The organism is Cobetia sp. Ld8, assembly GCF_045066615.1.
GTDB classification, from domain to species: Bacteria; Pseudomonadota; Gammaproteobacteria; order Pseudomonadales; family Halomonadaceae; genus Cobetia; species Cobetia amphilecti.
Genome location: NZ_JBISHF010000008.1, coordinates 527,506 through 548,487 on the forward strand (window position 1 = coordinate 527,506; position 20,982 = coordinate 548,487).

A 20,982-nucleotide genomic window follows, 5' to 3' on the forward strand; every position below is an offset into this window, starting at 1 on the left:
ACAAGACATTTAAACAAGACATTTGCGCTCATTGCGCACGGGCGCCCAGCACGATGATGGCGCTACCCGCCAGGCAGACCAGTGTCCCCAACAGGTCCCAGCGACTGGGCAACTGCTGCTCGACCAGCCACAGCCAGGCCACTGACGCGGCGATATAGACACCGCCATAGACGGCAAAGGCGCGCCCGGCGTGACTGACGTCGACCAGTGAAAGCAGCCAGGCGAACAGCGCCAGGCTGAGCATGCCGGGAATCAGCCAACCGGGGCTGCGCTCCAGTTTCCACCAGGCCCAGAAACTGAAGCAGCCGGCGATCTCGGCGAGCGCCGCCAGCGGATATATCCAGAGAATCGACATCGATGGGTCTCGCGTGAGGTTGGCAGCCCTGGGTGACAGCGCCATGAAAGTTGTCGGCATCAGACGACTCCCGCACCCCGTCAAAAGCCGCTAGGATTAATTAGCGGACAATCCATGGACAATCACGGCCGATGGATTCCCTGTCCGTCTCTCCGTATTGACCAAGCCAGGATTGGCGCCGTCTTGCTGCGCATGATATCGCGCAGTGACTCGATAACAAGGAACCCCACGATGACTCGGCAACGACTGATCATCAACCGCCTGGATGCTGACCGCCTCCAGCGCCTGATCGACGCTCAGCAACACGATGATGAGCTGTCCCTTCGCCTCGAAAGCCGCCTGATCCAGGCAGAGATCGTGCCCCCCGATGACTTCCCCGAAGACCGCGTCAGCATGCGTAGCCGCCTGCGCCTCAAGGGGTCGCGCTCCGGCGATAGCGAGCTGACATTGCACTACCCTACCCCGGAGGATGGTGAGTGCATGTCGCTGCGCAGCCACCTGCCGCAACCCGAAGAGCAAGAGACCTCACTGGCGCTGTGCATCATGTCGCCACTGGGCATCGCGCTGCTGGGAATGGCGGTCGGCGAGCAGATCACGCTGCCCCGGGAAGATGGCCAGAGTGACGTCATCCGTCTGGAAGCCATCCTGCATCAGCCGGAAGCCTGCGGTCAGTTCCATCTCTGAAGGGCCAGGGCCACTTGATTCACGCCTGAAAAGCGCCGGATTCGACAGTCAGCCCTGTGCTGACACAGGCTGGCAGCGCGGCAATACGCTACGCTGACAGGAGCCAGCAGGGTTGCCGGACCCTGCTGGCTCACGCCATTGCTCCTTGACATAACACGCCATCGATCCCGCTGCGCACCTGCGCATGCGGGCATTTTCAATGTCTGTCTGGAGAATGCCTCATGGGTATATTATCGCACCCTCATGTCAAGACAGCCGCTCACCGGCGCCTGCATGAAGCTCTCGAGCACTACGCGGCCAGTCATCAGCATCGTGAGAACATCCGCATGCATCTTGTCTGCGTGCCTGTCATCTTCACTGCCAGCTTGATCCTGCTGTGGAGACTGCTCGGGGGGCAGGGGCTATCGAGTGAACCGGGGCTAGGTATGTGGATGCTGCCCGGGGGCGTGGTCACCCTGGCGGTCCTGGCCGTCTATGCGCGCTTCTCCCTCAGGGTACTTGGCGTGATGGCCGTCTGGGCCCTGGCAAGCCTGGCGCTGATGTTCGTGATGCTCGGGCTCAACTGGCCGGTGACACCGATGATGCTGGCGGCCTTCGTGGTCGCCTGGATCGGTCAGGTCGTCGGCCATCGTATCGAGGGCCGCAAACCGGCCTTCCTCGATGATCTGCGTCAGCTGCTGATCGGCCCGCTGTTCGTGCTGGTCGAGCTGTTCCCCGCCATGCGTGACTGGTTGCTGAAGCAGGATGAGCCAAGCGAGCGGTCATGAGCGGCCAGTGGGCATGCAAGCTTGCCGACACGGCCCGATGGACAGGGATTCCGGCAACACAAAAAGCCCAGCGACCTGACACAGTCGCTGGGCTTTTCATTGGACGCTACTGACGGTCACGGTGTCTTACGTCATTGCGGCTTGCGTCATTGCTCCGGCGCGAAATCCTCGAGACTGAAGGCCATCAATGGCGCGGCACCAGCACTGATCTGGGCTTCCAGGGCGACGGCGCGCGGCAGCACGCGTGCCACGAAGTACTCCCCGAGCGCCAGCTTGCGGCGATAGAAGCCCTCACCGCTGGCACCTGCTTGCGCCAGTCCATGCGCCGCCGCACGCGCCATGCGCAGCCACAGATAGCTGTAGACACACAGCCCTGCCAGATTGAGGTAGTCACAGGCCGCCGCGCCCAGCTCTTCCGGGTTGTCATCGGCGCGGGCCAGCAACTGCTCGGACACTCGCTCCAGGCGCGCCAGCTCCGTCTTGCAGGCCTCGGCGAACGGGCGGGTCTGGGCGTCGTCGGCCTGACGCTCAAGCTCGGCTCGCACCAGGGCGGCAAAGCTTGCCACATGGGCACCACGGTTGCGGTAGAGCTTGCGCCCGACCAGATCCATCGCCTGAATGCCGTTGGTGCCTTCGTAGATCATCGCGATGCGTGCATCGCGCACGTACTGCTCGGCGCCCCACTCCACGCAGTAGCCATTGCCACCATAGAGCTGCTGCGCCATGACGGTGGCATCGAAGCCACGGTCGGTCAGCAGCGCCTTGGCGATCGGCGTCATGAATTGCACCAGCGCATCCGCGTCGGCCTTCACCGCGTCATCGGCGTGATATTTGACGCGGTCCAGCTGCTGGCCCACGAAGACGGCAAAGGCGCGTCCGGTCTCGTTCCAGACGCGCACCTCAAGCGCCATGCGGCGCACGTCAGGATGCACCAGAATCGGGTCGGCCGGCTTGTCGGGCGCCTTGGCGCCTGTCGGTGCCCGGCTCTGCAGACGCTCGGCGGCGAAGTCCATCGCGCTCTGATAGGCCACCTCGCCCAACCCCAGCCCCTGCAGACCGATGGAGAGACGCTCGTAGTTCATCATGGTGAACATCGCCGCCAGCCCCTGATGCGGCTCGCCGATCAGCACGCCTTCGGCACCGTCGAAGTTCATCACGCAGGTCGCGCTGCCCTTGATGCCCATCTTGTGTTCGATGGAGCCACAGCTGACCGCATTCGGTGTCGTCGGCTGGCCGTCGGCATCAAGCAAATGCTTGGAGACCAGAAACAGTGAGATGCCGCGCGTGCCCGGCGGCGCATCCGGCAGCTTGGCAAGCACCAGATGCACGATGTTGTCGACCATGTCGTGCTCGCCGCCGGTGATCCAGATCTTGGTACCGGTGAGGCGATAGCGCGGCAGCCCCAGCAGCGGGTCATCGCCCTCGAGGGGTTCGGCACGGGTGCGAATCAGGCCGAGGTCCGTGCCGCAATGCGGCTCGGTCAGACACATGGTGCCCAGCCAGTCGCCGGCATACATGCGCGGCAGAAACACCTGCTTGACGGACTCCGGCGCGTGGCTGTCCACCGCCAGACAGGCACCGGCATTCAGCGCCGGATAGAGCGCGAAGCTGGTATTGGTGGCGTACAGCATCTCTTCAAAGGCCACGGTGAGCATCTTGGGCATGCCCTGACCACCGTATTCAGGATTGCCGCCCAGCCCCATCCAGCCGCCTTCGGCGAGTACCCGATAGGCCTCCTTGAAGCCCTTGGGTGTCGTGACGTGGCCATTCTCGAAACGCGCACCCTCGGCGTCACCGCTCAGGTTGAGCGGCAGCAGCTCGGCCTGGGTCACGCGCGCACCTTCCTCGAGAATCGCCTCGGCCAGCTCGACATTCACCTCTTCGGTGGCTGCCATGCCCGCCCATTCCTGCTCGGCGGCGAACACCTCATCGAGAATGAAGCGTGCATCCTTGAGTGGCGCCTGATACTTGGCCATATCACTGTCCTCACTGACTCATGTGCTTAGGGCTTTCGCGAAAGACTTGCCTCTCACCCCGTGATGAACGACGGGCTTCGCTCAGCAGAATTCAAACGATTGCTTGAAACAATAGGCGCAATCAGATGCCACGTCATCTCGACCTTGGCCCAAGAGCCGCCCAGCCATGCGCCAGCACGATGATCAGGGCCACAATGCCAGGCCTGCCAATGACCAGTCCCGCGATAACCCGTCCAACAACGCAAGACGCCGCCCCGGGGTTACCGAGGCGGCGTCTGGTCACTGCTCATGTCGCTGCTTTTAGCGCTTTCGCTACGGTCGCTCTAGACCGATACCACATTGGCCAGCGGCGTCGGGTGCTTGCCATCTTCCCATCCCAGGCTGCTGTTGGCATTCGGCGAGAACCACTTGAGCGAATCGTGCAGCTTGACCACATCCCCGACGATGATCAGCGTCGGCGGCTTGAGGCCCTGACCGGCGATCTGCGCCGGCATGTCCGCCAGCGTTGCCACATGCACACGCTGACGCGCGGTGGTGCCCTGCTCGACCAGCGCGATCGGCGTGGACGCCGCCAGACCATTGGCGATCAACTGCTCGCAGATCAGCCCCAGGCTGCCGAGCCCCATGTAGAAGACCAGCGTCTGGGCCGGACGCGCCAGCGCCTCCCAATCCAGATCACAGCTGCCATCCTTCAAGTGGCCGGTGACGAAGCGCACCGACTGGGCGTGGTCGCGATGAGTCAACGGGATACCCGCGTAAGCCGCGCAACCGGAAGCCGCCGTGATGCCCGGCACGACCTCGAAGCTGATGCCGGCACCGGCCAGGGTCTCGAGCTCTTCCCCGCCGCGCCCGAAGATGAAGGCGTCACCGCCCTTCAAGCGCACCACGCGATGCCCGGCGCGGGCGTAATCCACCAGCGCCTGATTGATGCCTTCCTGGGGCACGCTGTGATCGCTGCGCGCCTTGCCGACATACAGGCGACGCGCCTCCGGATTGGCCAGCGCCAGAATCTCGTGACTGACCAGGCGATCATGAATGATGACATCGGCCTGCTGCAGATGGCGCAGCGCCTTGAGCGTCAGCAGCTCCGGATCACCCGGCCCCGCGCTGACCAACGCCACCTGGCCATGCGTGCCCGTGAAGCGATCCTCCTCCTTCACGGGCAATACCGCCTCGCCTGCCACCAGGCGTGGCGGCAGACGCACGCTGGAGTCCCGGGGGTGACTCGGCGCGAACACCATCACGTGCTGCTCGCGCGCATGACGCAGGATACCGCGATCGCGCCCTTCGCTGCCGGTGGCGACCAGCCATAGCTGGCCGGGGGCCGGCACGGGCAACAGGGTATCGGCAACCTCCCAACCTTCACGACCACACAGGGTCTCCAGCATCGGCATGCGGGCATCACCGTAGACACACAGGTCTGCACCGAGGCCGGCAAAACGCTCGGCCAGCGCGACAGCCTCCTGGCCGCCACCGATCAGGCACAGCTGGAGTCGTGAGGGGTCACAGGAGAGATTGAGAAATTCCATGGGGCACATCCACAAACGCGGCGAGGCTGGGGAGCAGCCTTCGATGGGTCGCATTTTAGAGCATAAGAACCACTCTCTAAAATAACTAATAAGAATAACAACCCTGATGCTACGTTGTAGTCACGCAGAGGAAATAACGAGTGAGGGAATAACGAGTGGTGCGATCGGGCGAGGCCTATGTCTCCGCAATAAACGAAGGCCCCCGCTTCCATGGGAAAGCGGGGGCCTTGACTACGCGAATCCACTACGGCGATTCACGCACCTCAGACGTTGATGGTTTCCACCCCGCCCATGTAGCCACGCAGCGCCTGCGGCACAGTGATGGAGCCATCGGCGTTCTGATGGTTTTCCAGCACGGCGACCAGGCAGCGGCCCACGGCCAGACCGGACCCATTCAGGGTATGCACCAGCTGCGGCTTCTTCTGGCCTTCGACACGCACACGCGCCTGCATGCGGCGCGCCTGGAAGTCACGGCAGTTGGAGATGGAGGAGATCTCGCGGTAGGTCGCCTGGCTCGGCAGCCAGACTTCCAGGTCATAGGTCTTGGCGGCGGCAAAGCCCATGTCGCCGGTGCACAGGGTCACGGCACGGTACGGCAGTTCCAGCGCCTGCAGGATGGCTTCGGCGTGGCCGCGCATCTCTTCGAGGGCTTCATCGCTCTTCTCCGCCGCGACGACCTGCACCATCTCGACCTTGTCGAACTGGTGCTGGCGAATCATGCCGCGGGTATCACGGCCATAGGCACCGGCTTCACTGCGGAAGCACGGGGTATGGGCGGTGAACTTGAGCGGCAGACTGCCGGCGTCGATGATCTCGTCGCGCACCATGTTGGTCAGCGGCACTTCGGCGGTCGGGATCAGGAAGAAATCACGATCATCGTTGAGCTTGAACAGGTCTTCCTCGAACTTGGGCAGCTGGCTGGTACCCATCAGGGAGTCGCGGTTGACGATATAGGGTACGTAATATTCTTCGTAGCCATGCTCCAGCGTCTGCTTGTCGAGCATGAACTGCACCAGCGCACGGTGCAGGCGCGCGATGGAGCCATGCATCACGGCGAAGCGTGAACCGGTGATCTTGACCGCCAGCTCGAAGTCCAGCTGGCCCTTGAGCTCACCGAGATCCACGTGGTCGCGCACGTCGAAATCGAATTCACGCGGCGTGCCCCAGCGGTGCAGCTCGACGTTGTCGCTTTCGTCAACGCCTTCCGGCACTTCGGCGTCCGGCAGGTTCGGCAGACTGGCCGCCATGGCGTCGGCCTTGGCCTGCAGCTCATTGAGCTCGGACTTGGCGGCGTCGAGACGCTCGCCCAGATCACTGACTTCTGCCAGCAGCGGCGCGATGTCTTCGCCGCGTGCCTTGGCATTACCGATGGACTTGGAGCGAGTGTTGCGCTCGTTCTGCAGGGATTCCGTCTCGACCTGCAGGTCACGGCGGCGCGCTTCCAGCGCGGCAAAGGCTTCGGTATCCAGCTGATAGCCACGACGTGCGAGGCGCTCGGCAGTCGCTTCAAGATCAGCGCGCAGAAGTTTCGGGTCCAGCATGTGGGAAGGCTCTCTCGTCGGATCACTCAGGCCGCATCGCGGCGCGGAAAGGTTATGCGCACTAGTCTACCTCAGCCATGCCCTGCTTCGCAGCCGCCCAGGCGACAGGAGGGCGCGCCCGGCCACGGGAATCACAGCAGGACGCGTGCGATCTTCATGCCCAGCGCGACCATGCCCAGACACGCCACCACACTGACGGCGACATAGACCAGCCCCGCCAGCATGCGTCCGCTCATCATCAGATTGAGCGCCTCGAGGGCAAAGGTGGAGAAGGTGGTGAAGGCGCCGGTGAAGCCGGCCACCATGATCGCCTGCCAGACGGGGGCCAGCTTGAGCTCCTGGGTCACCCAGATGAACAGGAACCCCATCAGGCAGCTGCCGATCAGATTGACGCCGAGGGTCCCCCACGGGAAACCACGCCCGGCGGCGCCGATGATCCAGCCACTGACAAGATACCGTCCCAGCGCCCCGATGGCGCCGCCCGCTGCTACTGCCAACCAGGTTCCCATGTGCCTTGTATGCCCCGTGCTCTATTCAATGCGAGTGAGCGCTGGGCAACGCCATGGATCGGCCGCCAGCCACTCTGGCACCCGAGGGTGCCGCCTAGCGCTCCATTGTAGGAAAATCGCCAGCCCCGGGGAATCCACGACTCACGAAAGGCAGGTTGAACAAAGCACGACACCCGCGATGCGCCTCCTGACCAATGGGCATCGCGGGTGTCTGAGGGTGGCTGAGAGCGTAAGGCATCAGGCGGCAGAGCGCCTCATTCACTGCCGGGGGACGCACTGCCCTGCTCGATCTCCGCGCGCAGTTGCTCCAGCACATGCTGCCATTGGCGGTGTGCGCCCTCCTTGCCCCCGAGCTGCTCCAGACCCCGTGCCGTCCAGGTGCCGGGGGTGCCGATACGCGAGGCAAGCTCGCCGGGCGGGGTATCGGGGTGGGCTTCCATCAAGGCCAGCGCATCACGCAACTGCGCCATCAGCAACAGGCGCGCCTGGGGGCCGCTCATGCCGGGCACCGTCTGGAACCAGTCGAGCAACGCCTGCTGCTGCGCCATCTGCCAGGCATTCACGCAGACCGCCAGCATGCTGGCCTCGAAGGCCGCTTCATCATCGAAAGCGATGATCTGCCGGACCGCCGGCCCGAGCAGGTCGCGCGTCAGCGGGTCTTCCGGATAGAGCGTGAGGGCGCTTTGCCCCTCACAGACTGCCAGCCCCGTCATCACCCGCACCACTCGCGCCGGCGCGAACCAGCGCTGCAGCTGCTGTAGTGGCACGCCGGCCGCCAGCACCATCAGGTGATGATCCTTGCTCAGTGCGTGACTTTCACGCAGCTCACTTGCCAGCGCCTCGAGCTGCTCTGGTCGCACCCCGACCAGCATGCACAGGCTCGATTCACACACCGCGACGTTGCTTACGTGGCGGATGGCCCCAAAACGCCAGCCCAGACGGTGACTGCGCACGTCGTTGCGCGGCGAGAGGTGGAATTCAAGATCATGCCGCGAGCGGCCTTCGCGCTGACAACCGCGCGCCAACGCGACCAGCAATGACTCCGCCAACTCCCCCACCCCCAGCACTCCCAATCGCGTGGGCGGCTGGCGAGACTCGCGATGACAGGTGGAGGTCGAGGAATAGGTTGACGATGCCATGAGCTAACTCCTGATGACTCAGCGGAAGAGGGAAGACAGCTTCAAGGTAAGAAACGGAGGGGATACGCCATGACGGCCTGCCTTGCGATGGCTGACGGTACCACCGAAGCGGTGACTGGCGCCTGACAATCGCTCTCGGCGAGCGCGCATCATCCCCCTTGTTGCTTGCATTCGGGCGCACACGCCTTGGTTTGATGACTCCTCACAGCGTAGTCATTCCTCACTCCTTTCACCTGAATTCCCGCCTCACGAGTGACGCAATGCCGCGCTGGGCTGGGGCCACACGCCCAGCTCAGGTAAGCTTAGGCCCATTGGCCCTGGATGCCTGCCTGACGCGACTCACTGCCCGAGCGAGATCATGACCGAACGCCTGCTGGATATGCCCGCCCCCGTCGATTCCCTCTATCTGGACTTCCTGGCCGCCCTGCGAGATGCAGGCTTTGCCGGTGACATCAGTCCGGACTATGCCAACCGCACCGTGTTGTCGACCGACAACTCGCTCTATCAGGTGCTGCCTCAGGCCGTGGTCTACCCGCGCCATGCCGAGGATGTCCAGCGCATCGCGCGCCTCTCCCACGAGCCACGCTTTTCGGGCGTCACCCTGGCGCCACGCGGCGGCGGTACCGGCACCAATGGCCAGTCGCTCAATGACGGCGTGCTGGTGGATGTCTCGCGGCACATGAACCGCATTCTCGAGATCGATGTCGAGAACCGTCGCGTGCGTGTCGAGGCCGGCGTGGTGAAGGACCAGCTGAATGCCGCGCTCAAGCCGCATGGCCTGTTCTTCGCCCCGGAGCTCTCGACCTCCAACCGCGCCACCATTGGCGGCATGATCAATACCGATGCCTCCGGTCAGGGCAGCTGCGAATACGGCAAGACGCGTGACCACGTGCTGGCGCTCGACAGCGTTCTGCTCGACGGGACACGACTGTCGAGCCATGCCATCGATGATGCCGAGCTCGAGACACTGTGTGCACGTGAGGATCGCGTTGGTGAGGTCTACCGCACCGCACGTGCGATCGCCGATGAGCGCGCCGAGGAAATCGCCGACATCTTCCCGCCGCTCAACCGCTGCCTGACCGGCTACGACCTCGCCCACCTGCGCGAGGGCGATGGGCGTTTCAACCTCAACAGCCTGCTGTGCGGCGCCGAGGGCACGCTGGGCTTCGTGGTCGAGGCCGAGCTGAATGCGCTGCCCATCGCGCCCTGCTCGACGCTGATCAACCTGCGCTACGCAAGCTTCATGGACGCACTGCGCGACGCCAAGGCGCTGATGGCGGTCGAGGGCAATCGCCCGACCTCCATCGAGACGGTGGATGACACCGTACTCAACCTCGCCATGCAGGACTTCGTGTGGGACAGCGTCGAGGAATTCTTCCCGGCCAGCGCCGAAGGCGCCCCGGCCATCGGCGGGATCAACCTGATCGAATTCAATGCCGACAGCGAAGAGGTGCTGGATGCCAAGGTCCGCGCCTTCAGCGAGCACCTGGCCAGCGATACCAGCGTCGAGCGTCTCGGCTTCACCGAAGCCCGCGGTCGCGCGCAGATCGGTCGTGTCTATGGCATGCGCAAGCGCTCGGTGGGCCTGCTGGGCAATGTCGACGGCGAAGCCCGCCCGCTGCCCTTCGTCGAGGACACTGCCGTTCCGCCGGAGCATCTGGCCGATTACATCGCCGAATTCCGCGCCGCGCTGGATGCCCGTGGCCTGCGCTATGGCATGTTCGGGCATGTCGATGCCGGCGTGCTGCACGTGCGCCCGGCGCTGGACATGAAGGACCCCGCCCAGCAGGCGATGATCCGCGAGATCTCCGATGAGGTCGCCGCCCTCACCCACAAGTACGGTGGCCTGCTGTGGGGCGAGCACGGCAAGGGCGTGCGCTCCGAGTACTCCCCTCGCTTCTTCGGTAGCCTCTACGGTGCGCTGCAGGATGTGAAGGCGGCCTTTGACCCGCACAACCAGCTCAATCCGGGCAAGATCGCCTCCCCGCGCCTGTCAGTGGCGCTGGTCGACGACGCAGGCACGAGTGATGCTGGCGCCAGCGAAGGGAGCAGCGAAGGGAGCAGCGAAAGCAACAAGCGTGATCACGCTGACAGCGCCGTCGAGGCCTTCGACCCCCGCCTGATGCGTATCGATGACGTGACCATGCGCGGCGATCTCGACCGTCAGATCGATGAGCGCGTGTGGCAGGAATACGCCAGTGCCGTCTACTGCAACGGCAATGGCGCCTGCTACAACTACGACCCCAACGACGCCATGTGCCCGTCGTGGAAGGCGACCCGCCAGCGCATCCACTCGCCCAAGGGACGTGCCAGCCTGATGCGTGAGTGGCTGCGCCTGGAAGGCAACGCCGGACGCGACGTGATCGCCGAAGCCCAGGCTGCGCGTACCCCGGGCCTCAAGGGCACCGGCATGTGGCTGGCGCGTCTGCCGGCGCGCATCAGCGCCTCGCTCAAGGCGCGGCGTGCCGGTACCGCACAGGCTGAGGGTCAGTCTGACGCCAACTTCGACCAGCAGGTCTACGACGCCATGTCCGGTTGCCTGGCGTGCAAGTCCTGCGCGGGCCAGTGCCCGATCAAGGTCAACGTGCCCGATTTCCGCAGCCGCTTCCTTGAGGTCTATCACCATCGTTATCAGCGTCCGCTGCGCGATTACCTGATCGGCAGCCTCGAATTCATGCTGCCGTGGGCCGAGCGCGTCACGCCGCTCTATAACGGCCTATTGACCAACAAGCTGGTCAGTCGTCTGCTGGAAGGCCCGATCGGCATGGTCGATGCGCCGCGCCTGTCACGCGCCAGCCTGCGCAGACAGCTCAAGAGCTGGGGTGTGTCCGAGGCGACGCCGACCCAGCTGGGCCGTCTGACCGAATCCCAGAAGGCCAGAAGCGTGATCCTGGTGCAGGACGCCTTCACCAGCCACTTCGAGGCCCAGCTGGTGATCGACATCATCGAGCTGCTGTCGCGACTCGACATCCATGTCTTCGTCGCGCCCTTTGCCCCCAACGGCAAGCCGCTGCAGGTGCAGGGCTTCACCGGCGCCTTCCAGCGTACCGCGCGTGCCCAGGCCGAGCGCCTCAAGGCGATCGCCGACTTCGGCGTGCCGCTGGTCGGCATCGACCCGGCGATGACCCTGACCTATCGTCAGGAGTACGTGAAGACCCTCGGCCCGGACGCGGTGCCCGACGTCCTGCTGCTGCAGGAATGGCTGATCAGCCTGCGCAAGCTGCTGCCGGTCGGCGTCACCAAGACGGTGCTGGGCAAGATGGACCCGGGCATGAAGCTTCTGAGCCACTGCACCGAGAGCACCAATGCCCCGGGCTCGGCCAAGGCCTGGCAGCAGGTCTACTCCGCCTTCGGCCTCAAGCTCGAGACCATCGCCACCGGCTGCTGCGGCATGTCCGGTACCTACGGCCACGAAGCACGCAATCTCGAGACCTCGCGTGCCATCTATGACCTGTCGTGGAAGGCCGTGGTCGAAGACGACGCCAATAAGGGCAAGCTGGTCGCCAGTGGCTATTCGTGCCGCAGTCAGAGCAAGCGTTTCTCCGGCAGCCAGTTGCCGCATCCGCTGCAGGCATTGCTGCCGCTGCTGCGTCGCGCCCAATGAGTGATCGCGTCTGCCCGACGCCATCACGCGGGCACGAGAGAGAAAGGAAATGAGGAGAGCGCGATAAGGCAACGCGACGTTGCATACCACGGAATCAATCGCTAGGCTGCGCCCTTTCGGCCTGCCGCGCGGCAGCTGAGTGGCGCCTGCCCCCTGCTTCAAGCCTGTACAGACCAGCAGGGGCAAGGGCCACTGACAGACGGCTGAGACACAACGAAACGATGAGCGGTGACCGCAACAGTGGCACCGCTCATTTTCGCTGACTCCAAGGAAGACACCCGATGACCGAACCTGCTCTGGCCCTGACCCTGATCGGTCTGATGGCCCTCGGCTGCCAGTGGCTGGCCTGGCGCATGCGTCTGCCCGCCATTCTGCCGCTGTTGATCGTCGGCATCCTTGCCGGCCCCGTCACGGGCTGGCTGAAGCCGGATGAGCTGCTCGGCGATCTCTTGTTCCCGCTGGTCTCGCTGGCGGTGGCGGTCATCCTGTTCGAGGGCAGCCTGACGCTGGACTTCAAGGACCTGCGCGGCCATGGCCATATCGTCAGGCGGCTGGTCACCACCGGCGTGGTGATCACCGGTGTGATCGGCACCGTGGCCGCCCACTATCTGCTCGACATGCGCTGGGAGATGGCCGCCGTGCTCGGCGCCCTGCTGGTGGTGACAGGCCCGACGGTGGTGATGCCATTGCTGCAGACGCTGCGCGCGCGCGGCAACCTGACCCAGATCCTGCGCTGGGAAGGCATCATGATCGACCCGGTCGGCGCGCTGCTGGCGGTACTGGTCTATGAGTACGTCGCGCTCGGCATGACCGGCAATGCGGCCTCGCATACCCTGTTGCTGTTCGCCCAGACGGTGGGCCTCGGGCTCGGCATGGGCGCGCTGGGTGGCTGGTGCTGGGGGCTGGTGCTGCGTCATTTCTGGCTGCCGCAGAAGCTGCACAACTTCGGCACCCTGATGGTGATGCTGGGGCTGTTCGCCATCTCCAACACCCTGTTCCATGAATCCGGCCTGCTGACCGTCACCGTGATGGGCGTGTGGCTGGCCAACATGCGCGGCGTGCCGACCCAGCAGATCATCGAGTTCAAGGAGACCCTGACGGTTCTGCTGATCTCGGGACTGTTCCTGCTGCTGGCGGGGCGCCTGACCGTCGAGCAGCTATCCCTGCTGTCGTGGCCGGCGTGGATCTTCCTGGCGGTGTTGATGTGGGTCGCACGCCCCCTGACGGTCTGGCTGTGTACCCTGGGCAGCGGGCTGACGCTGCGCGAGAAGGCCCTGCTGGCCTGGCTCTCGCCGCGCGGCATCGTCGCGGCGGCAGTCGCCTCGCTGTTCGCCCTCAAGCTCGAATCCCAGGGCATCGAGGGCGCCGAGATGCTGGTGCCGATGACCTTCCTGGTCATCATCGGCACGGTGGTGGTCCAGAGTCTGCTGTCGCGTCCCATCGTCAAGGTGCTGGGCGTCGGCGAACCGCCGCCCTCGGGATTCCTGATCCTGGGCGCCAACTCGGTGTCGCGCCAGGTCGCCCGTGAACTGGTCGACGCCGGCTTCTCGGTGCGCCTGACCGACACCAACTGGGACGCCGTGCAGGAAGCGCGCATGGCGGGCCTGCCGGTCTACTATGGCAATCCGCTGTCTGAACATGCCGCCCAGCATCTCGAGCTGACCGGCATCGGCCACCTGATGCCGCTGTCGCCCTATCGCGAACTCAATAGCCTGGCCGCGCTGCACTTCGAGCACATTCTGGGTCATGGACGTGTCTTCCGACTCGCCGAGGACAATGGCAAGAACGCCAAGCGTCAGCAGGACCAGGCGCTGGGGCATCTGCCGCTGCTGTTCGATGGCAAGATCACCTATGCCAAGCTGGCGAGCCTGCTCTCTCAGGGCGCGCAGTTTCGGCGTGCGCGCATCACCGAGAGCTTCAGCCTCGAGGATTACCGCAGGATTCACGAAGAGCGCCTGCTGCCGCTGTTCTGCATCAGCAGTCAGGGTCGCATCCGGATCGCCAACACGGCCGTGGCGCTGGAGCCCAAGGCCGGCGAGACGCTGATCAGCCTGATCCATGCCGACTCGCCGGAGCTGAACAAGACCTCCCAGCCAAGGACCGACAAGGCCGAAGCTCCCCAGGCCGACAAGGGCACGGGCGGCAAGTCATCACAGACGCCGCCGGGCTCGGGGTCAGGCCCCCTGCCGGCCAGTCGCCTGCCGGGCGCTGGCACCTGACAGCGGGCAGACTCAGCATCTCATCGGAATATCACGACGCACCATCACGACGGAAGGCACGAGGCTCGCTCATGGCGGGCCTCGTGCGTGTTGACGCAGGCACGCCTCGCGCGATTCACAAAAAATGCGTCAAACGTTAGTGGCAGACTCCGACAGAGGGCAAAAATACTGGTAGAGTACGCGCCAGTTTTGGCCATACCGTCCTGTGGCCAGCGCTATTGCCTTGTCCTCAACGTAACACCTACGCATTCAGGAGCTGCTTGATGCAGATCGTCATGGGCCTGGTGGGCGTCTTCGCCCTGCTGGGGATTGCCTTCCTTCTCTCTGAAAACCGACGCGCCATCAGCCTGCGCACCGTACTGGGTGCCTTTGCCATCCAGGCGATGCTGGGGATCTTCGTGCTCTACGTGCCTGCCGGCAAGAGCATGCTGCTTGGGCTCAGCGAAGGTGTACAGGCCGTAATGTCCAGTGCCAACGTCGGCATGGACTTCCTGTTCGGCGGCCTGGTCAGCGACAAGATGTTCGAAGTCTTCGGCGGCGGCGGCTTCGTGTTCGCGCTGCGCGTACTGCCGATCATCGTGTTCTTCTCGTCACTGATCGCGGTGCTCTATCACCTGCGCGTGATGAACGTCGTGATCAGCGTGCTCGGCGGCGGCCTGTCGAAGGTGCTCGGCACCAGCCGTCCGGAGTCCCTGTCCGCGGCCGCCAACATCTTCGTCGGCCAGACCGAAGCCCCGCTGGTCGTGCGCCCGTTCATCGCCGGCATGACCCGCTCGGAGCTGTTCGCCGTGATGACCGGTGGCCTGGCCTCGGTGGCCGGTTCCGTGCTGGTGGGCTATGCCTCGCTGGGCATCGACCTCAAGTACCTGCTGGCAGCCTCCTTCATGGCGGCGCCGGGTGGCCTGCTGATGGCCAAGATGCTGATTCCGGAGACCGAGACCAAGACCCAGAGCGTCGAAGAAGCGCTGGGCAAGGACATCGATCGCCCGACCAACGTCATCGATGCCGCCGCCTCCGGCGCGGCCTCTGGCGTGCAGCTGGCGATCAATGTCGGCGGCATGCTGCTGGCCTTCATCGCGTTGATCGCGCTGGGCAACATCATCGTCGGCTGGGTCAGTGGCCTGTTCGGCTATGAAGACATCACGCTGCAGCTGCTGCTGGGCTATGCCTTCGCCCCGGTGGCCTGGGTCATCGGCGTGCCGTGGCACGAAGCCATCCAGGCGGGTAGCTTCATCGGTCAGAAGCTGGTGCTCAACGAGTTCGTCGCCTTCGCCGACCTCGCCAGCCACCAGATCAAGCTGTCCGAGCACTCTGAAGCCATCATCATCTTTGCACTGTGCGGCTTCGCCAACCTGTCCTCGGTCGCCATCCTGATGGGCGGCCTGGGGCTGATGGCTCCGAACCGTCGCGGTGATATCGCGCAGATGGGCATGAAGGCGATTCTCGCCGGCACGCTCTCCAACCTGATGTCAGCGAGTCTCGCCGGTCTGTTCCTGTCTCTCTAGAGACGCTCGCTTGTGAGCCAGTCTCCAGAGAGCTGGCTTCTGTAGCACGAGCTTCCATGGAGCAGACACCGTCATCTGGCCAGACCGTCATCTCGACAACGCCCGCCCCGTGCGGGCGTTGTCGTATCTGGCACAACCGAAGACTTACCCTCTGACGCAGCCTCTGGCTTACCCTCTGACTTTTCCCCCTGAATGACCGCACCTGAGCGGCCCTGGGTGGCAGCCTGCGCAACGCCGGTTTGCCGATTGACTCCCTCACCCCCGCCCCAGACAATGGTTCACGTTGAAGCCAGGGTGTTCGGGAAACGGGTGAAAACCCCGTACTGCCCCCGCAACGGTGATCGCAACGCTCATGCAGGTCGACCACGATCGACAAGATCGACACGGCCAGCCACTGCCTCCGGGAGGTCCTGTTATTCAGGCCTCCCCCTAGGGAAGGAGGTGGGAAGGCGCATGAGAGGGTGAGACTCCTGCCATTGGAGTCCACCAGGCGTCAGTCCGGAGACCGGCCCTCGCTTCCACACTGGTTGATGCGGAGGGCCTCACCAGTGGCAAGTCTCCCGCGACGGGCCTGCTTGATTAGGGCGCGCGCGGGGGGCGTGTGCTCGCGCACCCTGTCACGCTGTCCTCCTCATTGCGTCTGACGCTTGAGGATCATTCATGAAACACAACAACACTCGTGGTCGCGCATCTGCGCAGGCCAGCTTCACCCTCGTCGGTAGCCTGCTGCTGCTGACCCCGCCCGCCGTCGCTGCTGATGCGCTGACCACCGATTCATCCGAGGACCTGGACACCGTTCAGGTCACCGCCAATCGCATTCCGCAGCTGCAGAATGATGTGCTGGCCAGCACCGAGGTCATCACGCGTGACGAGATCGATCGCCTGCAGGCCAATTCGCTGGTCGATCTGCTGCAATCACGCAATGGCATCGAGGTCGCCCGCAGCGGCCCGATGGGCAGCCAGACCAGCCTCTTCATGCGCGGTACCGAGTCCGACCACACCTTGATTCTGGTCAATGGCCAGCGTGTCGCCAACAGTGCCGATGGCCTGGCGCATTTCGAATTCCTGCCACTCGCCGCCGTCGAGCGTGTCGAGATCGTGCGTGGCCCGCGCGCCAGCGTCTACGGCGCCGATGCCATCGGCGGTGTGATCAACCTGATCACGCGTGGCGGCAGCGAAGTCGGTCAGCATGCAGAAGTCACCCTGCGTGCCGGCAGCGATGGCACCTTCCGCCAGAACGCCCAGTTCAGCTCGGTGGAAGACGACACACGCCTCTCGGCCAATCTCCATCATGATGAGAGCGATGGCTTCTCGGCCCGCGATACCGGCAGTGAAGATGATGGCTACGAGGCCACGGGCGCCGAACTGCGTCTTGGCCACGACTTCGGTCAGCAGGCCACGCTCAGCCTCGGCGTCGCCAACACCGAGACCGATTACGACTATGACGACTGCTACGACAGCAGCTTCAGTGCCTCGGAAGACTGCCACGGCGAAGGCAGCCAGATGGTATTGGATGCCAGCCTGCTGACGCACCTGAACCCGAACTGGGACATGACGGTCAGCGTGGCGCGTACGCGGGATGAGTACGAGAACACCGAAGCCGGCAGTGATGCCGAGCGTGTCGCCAGCACCCGCAACGAGGTCGGCCTGCGCCACGACTTCTACACCGACCTCGGCACGCTCAGTCTGGGGGTGGACCATCGCGAGGAAAGCCTGGATGCCGATGGCCCCTACTTCACCGCCGAGGGCTACAGCGTCGATAGCCGCTATGCCACCGGCGTCTACGGCAGCTGGCACCTTCAGCAACAGCGTCACCACGTCACGACCAGCCTGCGTTATGACGACGACAATCGTTATGGCCACCAGATGACGGGCGGCTCCAGCTACGCCTATGATCTGACGGCCGCGCAACAGCTCGGGGCCAGCTATTCCAGCGCATTCAAGGCACCGAACCTGATCGACCTCTACAGCCCCTACGGCTCCGGCAATCCGGACCTCGATGCCGAGACCTCCACCACGGCCGAGCTGTTCTGGCGCCTGCAGCAACATCACTGGCATCTGGGGCTGAATGCCTTCCAGACCGATATCGACAATCTGATCAGCTACGAAGGAGTCGACTTCTCACCGATCAATATCGATCGCTCGCGTATCCGTGGCGTCGAGCTGAGCAGTGGCTGGCAAGGCGAGGCCCTGAGCGTGAACCTTGCCATGACCTGGCAGGACCCGGAGGACCGTGATACCGGTGAGCAATTGAAGCGCCGCGCCCAGCGCTTTGCGCGTCTGGACGCCGATTACGCACTCGACGACTGGAGCTTCGGCGCCACGCTGCGTGGCAGCGCCAGCCGCAGCGATACTGACGCAGACACCTACACCGACACGCGCACTGCCGGCTATGGCGTGGTCGATCTGCGCACCAGCTGGCAGGTGATGCCGAACGTCAAGCTGAGCGCCAAGCTGGATAACGTCTTCGATCGCGAATATCAGCTGGTCAATGGCTACAACACCCAGGGCCGTTATGTGGAAGGCGGTGTCACCTTCTTCTTCTGATCGGCTTTCCCGAGGGCACCTCGTTTGAAGTGCCTCGGGCGACAAGCAGCCACACATACCACAGCACCGATCACAGCACCGTCCCCCGGGTCGGTGCTGTGCCTTTGACTCACGGAGCATACGCATGACGGACCGCAATACCCGCCACAAGGCCGCGATGGAAAAGCTCAAGTCGCATGTCGATGACAAGGTGGCACAGGCCACTGAGGAGCGTGGCCAGCTGCTGGTGTTCACCGGCAATGGCAAGGGCAAGACGACCGCTGCCTGGGGCACCATCACCCGCGCGCTGGGCTATGGCTACAAGGTCGGTGTCATCCAGTTCATCAAGGGGCTGTGGGAATGCGGCGAGCGCGAACGGCTCGCCGAGGATGCCAATCTCGAAGTGCATGCCATGACCACCGGCTTCACCTGGGACACCCAGAATCGTGACGCCGATACCGCTGCCTGCCAGGCCGTGTGGCAGCAAGCGCAGCGCCTGATGCGCGATGACAGCGTCTATCTGGTGGTGCTCGACGAGCTGACCTACATGGTCAAGTTCGGCTATCTGCCGCTGGAGGAGGTGATGACGGCACTCGAGAATCGCCCAGCAGAACAGACCGTCATCATCACCGGGCGCAATGCCAATCGTGAAATCGTCGCCTGTGCCGATACCGTCACCGAGATGACCGAGATTCGCCACGGCTTCAATCATGGCCTCAAGGCGCGGCGCGGCATCGATTTCTGAGCGTGCTGCACGAAGCGCCCTGACTCCGCCGCCCTCAGTCCGACGCCGGCACCTTCGCGATGGCAGCGCAGACCTCTGCCATCGCCTCGACACTGCGCGGGCCGGGCCGGCTGATCAGGTCAGGAGTCAGACCCACCAGTGCCACCTCGGAAAGCGGCCCAGCCTCATTGCGCCAGGCGGCAACCCACTCCTCGCGCGCCGGCCCCTTCGCGACCGGATGCAGAATCAGGCGCGGCCTGGCCAGCCACAAGGCTTCCCGGTTGATCTGCGGCACCACGGCGGGTGAGTCCGTCAGCAGCGGCTCACCGCCGCAGCGCCGAATCAGCTCATTGACCAGGTGATTACCACCCAATGTCGTCATCGGGCTCTCCCCCAGCTGGAAGAAGACCGGCAAGGGGGCGCTGTCGCGGGAGCGCTCCAACTGCTCGATTCGCGCTGCGAGCGCCGCCACACGCGTATCCGCGATATCGCGGGTGCCCAGCAAGGCGCCAAGCCGAGCGATATTGGACAGCACGTCGTCGAGTGTGGCGGGCTCGCTGACGAAAACGGGCATCCCCAACGTTGTCAGACGCTCATGCATCTCATCGGAAAGCCCACTGCCCCATGCCACGATCAGGTCAGGCCGCGCACTGAGTAGTGCCTCCAGGTTGGGCCCGTGATAGCTGGCCAGGCGCGGCAGCTCGCTGACCGCAGGGGGGAAATCACTGCCCTGACTCACGCCGATCAAGGCCGGCAAGCCTCCCGCCGCCGCCACCAGCTCGGCCGCGTGCGGGGCCAGCGTGACCACCCGCTGCGCCGGCTGTGACAGTGCCACGACGTCGCCTGCATCGTCGATCACCTCACGCCCTGCGGCCAGGGCAGGCGACGCCATCAGTAATGACATGACGAGCGCCAATACAGCCTGTGCAGCGCCACGTATAGAGCGCAGTCTCTCGTGTACCTTCACGCATCGCCCCCATTGCTGATACTTTCAAGCCTATCGCGCCCGCATTCATGCCCCTCACCAAGCGCCAGGAAACAATGTTGCCACTTTATACAAGGGAAATCCCATGCTGATGAACCACGCCACCAGAGGCCCCGCCCCCCTCGCCCAGCGCCTGCGTCGTACCGCCATGCTATGCGGCCTGGCGCTCTGCACCGCCGGCGCCACGCACATGGCCCGCGCCGATCAGACGCCCGCACCGGCTCTGGTGCATGTCAGCGCCAGTGCCAGCCTGGAGGCGGCGCCCGACAAGGCAACCATCCAGGCGCGCCTGTGGGAGAAGACGCCCGCGCGCAAGGTGGATGACAAGGCTCCGGACAGCAAGGCCGAGGGCCAGGCGGCCCGCAAGGCACGCGAGTCACTGGAATCACGCATGACGACACTGATTCAGGCACTGGAGAAAGCGGGTATCGACAGCCGTCAGATCAGCGCCGGCAGCCTCAACCTGCGTCCTGAGCAGTACTACGAGCGCAACAATGGTCAGCAGCAGCCCCAGCAATGGCGCCGTACACACCTCGAACGCCCGATCAGCCTCTCTCTCGATGACCTGGACAAGGTACCGGAAGTCATCGACCTGCTGCTGGGCGCTGGCGTCAATCAACTGGCCGGTGTGCAGTATCAGATCAGTGAACGGGATGCCCTGGAAGACAAGGTATTGAAGGAAGCCTTGACCAAGGCACGCCACAAGGCACAACTGATGGCCGAGACCCTCGGCGCGACCCTGGGCAGCGTGCAGTCGATCAATGAGTCCTCACACAGCCCGCGCCCGCAGATGATGGCAATGCGTGCCGACATGGCAGAGGCCAAGAGCAGCGGCAGCGAATACCGCCCCGGCGAGCTGAGCCTCGAGAGCAGCGTTCAGGTCAGCTGGCATATCAAGTCTGCCGATTGAGGCAGTCGC

Annotated in this window: 15 protein-coding genes and 1 riboswitch; of the genes, 8 read left to right on the forward strand and 7 right to left on the reverse strand. The window is 64.2% G+C overall.

From position 1 onward, the window contains the following. Positions 1-28: 28 nt before the first annotated feature. Complete coding sequence (locus ACJJV2_RS13215) at positions 29-415, reverse strand: YnfA family protein (RefSeq protein WP_405281547.1); 387 nt, start codon at positions 413-415, stop codon at positions 29-31. Positions 416-586: 171 nt separating this feature from the next. On the opposite strand from ACJJV2_RS13215, the gene ACJJV2_RS13220 reads away from it, so the two are divergent. Both ACJJV2_RS13220 and ACJJV2_RS13225 read left to right on the forward strand, forming a co-directional pair. After that, positions 587-1,039, forward strand: a complete 453-nt coding sequence (locus ACJJV2_RS13220; RefSeq protein WP_153635215.1) for a nucleoside diphosphate kinase regulator — start codon at positions 587-589, stop codon at positions 1,037-1,039. 221 nt (positions 1,040-1,260) lie between these two features. Next, positions 1,261-1,806, forward strand: coding sequence for a DUF962 domain-containing protein (locus ACJJV2_RS13225; protein ID WP_405281551.1), 546 nt, complete (start codon positions 1,261-1,263; stop codon positions 1,804-1,806). A gap of 146 nt (positions 1,807-1,952) precedes the next feature. Here the strand turns inward: ACJJV2_RS13225 and ACJJV2_RS13230 are convergent, their stop codons facing one another. The 5 genes from ACJJV2_RS13230 to ACJJV2_RS13250 form a co-directional block, all read right to left on the reverse strand. Continuing rightward, complete coding sequence (locus tag ACJJV2_RS13230; protein ID WP_405281554.1) at positions 1,953-3,782, reverse strand: acyl-CoA dehydrogenase C-terminal domain-containing protein; 1,830 nt, start codon at positions 3,780-3,782, stop codon at positions 1,953-1,955. Positions 3,783-4,105: 323 nt separating this feature from the next. Next, positions 4,106-5,311, reverse strand: a complete 1,206-nt coding sequence (gene cobA / locus ACJJV2_RS13235) for a uroporphyrinogen-III C-methyltransferase (protein ID WP_318833285.1) — start codon at positions 5,309-5,311, stop codon at positions 4,106-4,108. Positions 5,312-5,574: 263 nt separating this feature from the next. Then, on the reverse strand, positions 5,575-6,852 hold the full coding sequence (gene serS, locus ACJJV2_RS13240) for a serine--tRNA ligase (RefSeq protein ID WP_405281559.1): 1,278 nt from the start codon (positions 6,850-6,852) through the stop codon (positions 5,575-5,577). Between the two features lie 131 nt (positions 6,853-6,983). Further along, positions 6,984-7,361: a fluoride efflux transporter CrcB gene (gene crcB, locus ACJJV2_RS13245; RefSeq protein ID WP_166019221.1), complete on the reverse strand. Its 378-nt coding sequence runs from the start codon at positions 7,359-7,361 to the stop codon at positions 6,984-6,986. A 254-nt stretch (positions 7,362-7,615) separates the two neighbouring features. Continuing rightward, the gene (locus ACJJV2_RS13250; protein ID WP_054555055.1) at positions 7,616-8,500 is read right to left on the reverse strand and encodes a hypothetical protein; all 885 of its coding nucleotides are present in this window, start codon (positions 8,498-8,500) and stop codon (positions 7,616-7,618) included. A 358-nt stretch (positions 8,501-8,858) separates the two neighbouring features. Here ACJJV2_RS13250 and ACJJV2_RS13255 point away from each other — a divergent pair, with 358 nt between their 5' ends. The 5 genes from ACJJV2_RS13255 (at position 8,859) to cobO (ending at position 19,099) form a co-directional block, all read left to right on the forward strand. Then, positions 8,859-12,104 carry an FAD-binding and (Fe-S)-binding domain-containing protein gene (locus ACJJV2_RS13255; protein WP_405281564.1) on the forward strand — a complete coding sequence of 1,082 codons (3,246 nt, stop codon included), beginning with the start codon at positions 8,859-8,861 and terminating at the stop codon, positions 12,102-12,104. A gap of 281 nt (positions 12,105-12,385) precedes the next feature. Further along, complete coding sequence (locus tag ACJJV2_RS13260; protein WP_405281566.1) at positions 12,386-14,323, forward strand: cation:proton antiporter; 1,938 nt, start codon at positions 12,386-12,388, stop codon at positions 14,321-14,323. A gap of 263 nt (positions 14,324-14,586) precedes the next feature. After that, entirely contained in the window at positions 14,587-15,828 is a 1,242-nt protein-coding gene (locus ACJJV2_RS13265) for a NupC/NupG family nucleoside CNT transporter (protein WP_043332439.1), read from the forward strand. Between the two features lie 257 nt (positions 15,829-16,085). Further along, a riboswitch (cobalamin riboswitch) is annotated at positions 16,086-16,357 on the forward strand. A 131-nt stretch (positions 16,358-16,488) separates the two neighbouring features. Continuing rightward, on the forward strand, positions 16,489-18,375 hold the full coding sequence (locus tag ACJJV2_RS13270) for a TonB-dependent receptor domain-containing protein (RefSeq protein WP_405281570.1): 1,887 nt from the start codon (positions 16,489-16,491) through the stop codon (positions 18,373-18,375). A gap of 124 nt (positions 18,376-18,499) precedes the next feature. Beyond that, the gene (gene cobO / locus ACJJV2_RS13275; RefSeq protein WP_284892186.1) at positions 18,500-19,099 is read left to right on the forward strand and encodes a cob(I)yrinic acid a,c-diamide adenosyltransferase; all 600 of its coding nucleotides are present in this window, start codon (positions 18,500-18,502) and stop codon (positions 19,097-19,099) included. Positions 19,100-19,133: 34 nt separating this feature from the next. Here cobO and ACJJV2_RS13280 read toward each other — a convergent pair whose 3' ends face one another. Continuing rightward, positions 19,134-19,982, reverse strand: coding sequence for a helical backbone metal receptor (locus tag ACJJV2_RS13280; RefSeq protein WP_405281575.1), 849 nt, complete (start codon positions 19,980-19,982; stop codon positions 19,134-19,136). Positions 19,983-20,148: 166 nt separating this feature from the next. Between ACJJV2_RS13280 and ACJJV2_RS13285 the strand changes: the two genes are divergently transcribed. Next, positions 20,149-20,973, forward strand: coding sequence for an SIMPL domain-containing protein (locus tag ACJJV2_RS13285; protein WP_405281578.1), 825 nt, complete (start codon positions 20,149-20,151; stop codon positions 20,971-20,973). Positions 20,974-20,982 lie beyond the last annotated feature (9 nt).

What these genes read in the sequence shown, in the direction of transcription:
- ACJJV2_RS13230 (WP_405281554.1), bottom strand. Translation starts at nt 3,782, where the DNA reads ATGGCCAAGTATCAGGCGCCACTCAAGGATGCACGCTTCATTCTCGAT.
- ACJJV2_RS13265 (WP_043332439.1), top strand. Translation starts at nt 14,587, where the DNA reads ATGCAGATCGTCATGGGCCTGGTGGGCGTCTTCGCCCTGCTGGGGATT.
- cobO (WP_284892186.1), top strand. Translation starts at nt 18,500, where the DNA reads ATGACGGACCGCAATACCCGCCACAAGGCCGCGATGGAAAAGCTCAAG.
- ACJJV2_RS13215 (WP_405281547.1), bottom strand. Translation starts at nt 415, where the DNA reads ATGCCGACAACTTTCATGGCGCTGTCACCCAGGGCTGCCAACCTCACG.
- ACJJV2_RS13270 (WP_405281570.1), top strand. Translation starts at nt 16,489, where the DNA reads ATGAAACACAACAACACTCGTGGTCGCGCATCTGCGCAGGCCAGCTTC.
- ACJJV2_RS13285 (WP_405281578.1), top strand. Translation starts at nt 20,149, where the DNA reads ATGCTGATGAACCACGCCACCAGAGGCCCCGCCCCCCTCGCCCAGCGC.
- serS (WP_405281559.1), bottom strand. Translation starts at nt 6,852, where the DNA reads ATGCTGGACCCGAAACTTCTGCGCGCTGATCTTGAAGCGACTGCCGAG.
- ACJJV2_RS13220 (WP_153635215.1), top strand. Translation starts at nt 587, where the DNA reads ATGACTCGGCAACGACTGATCATCAACCGCCTGGATGCTGACCGCCTC.
- ACJJV2_RS13260 (WP_405281566.1), top strand. Translation starts at nt 12,386, where the DNA reads ATGACCGAACCTGCTCTGGCCCTGACCCTGATCGGTCTGATGGCCCTC.
- cobA (WP_318833285.1), bottom strand. Translation starts at nt 5,311, where the DNA reads ATGGAATTTCTCAATCTCTCCTGTGACCCCTCACGACTCCAGCTGTGC.
- ACJJV2_RS13255 (WP_405281564.1), top strand. Translation starts at nt 8,859, where the DNA reads ATGACCGAACGCCTGCTGGATATGCCCGCCCCCGTCGATTCCCTCTAT.
- ACJJV2_RS13225 (WP_405281551.1), top strand. Translation starts at nt 1,261, where the DNA reads ATGGGTATATTATCGCACCCTCATGTCAAGACAGCCGCTCACCGGCGC.
- ACJJV2_RS13250 (WP_054555055.1), bottom strand. Translation starts at nt 8,500, where the DNA reads ATGGCATCGTCAACCTATTCCTCGACCTCCACCTGTCATCGCGAGTCT.
- ACJJV2_RS13280 (WP_405281575.1), bottom strand. Translation starts at nt 19,982, where the DNA reads ATGTCATTACTGATGGCGTCGCCTGCCCTGGCCGCAGGGCGTGAGGTG.
- crcB (WP_166019221.1), bottom strand. Translation starts at nt 7,361, where the DNA reads ATGGGAACCTGGTTGGCAGTAGCAGCGGGCGGCGCCATCGGGGCGCTG.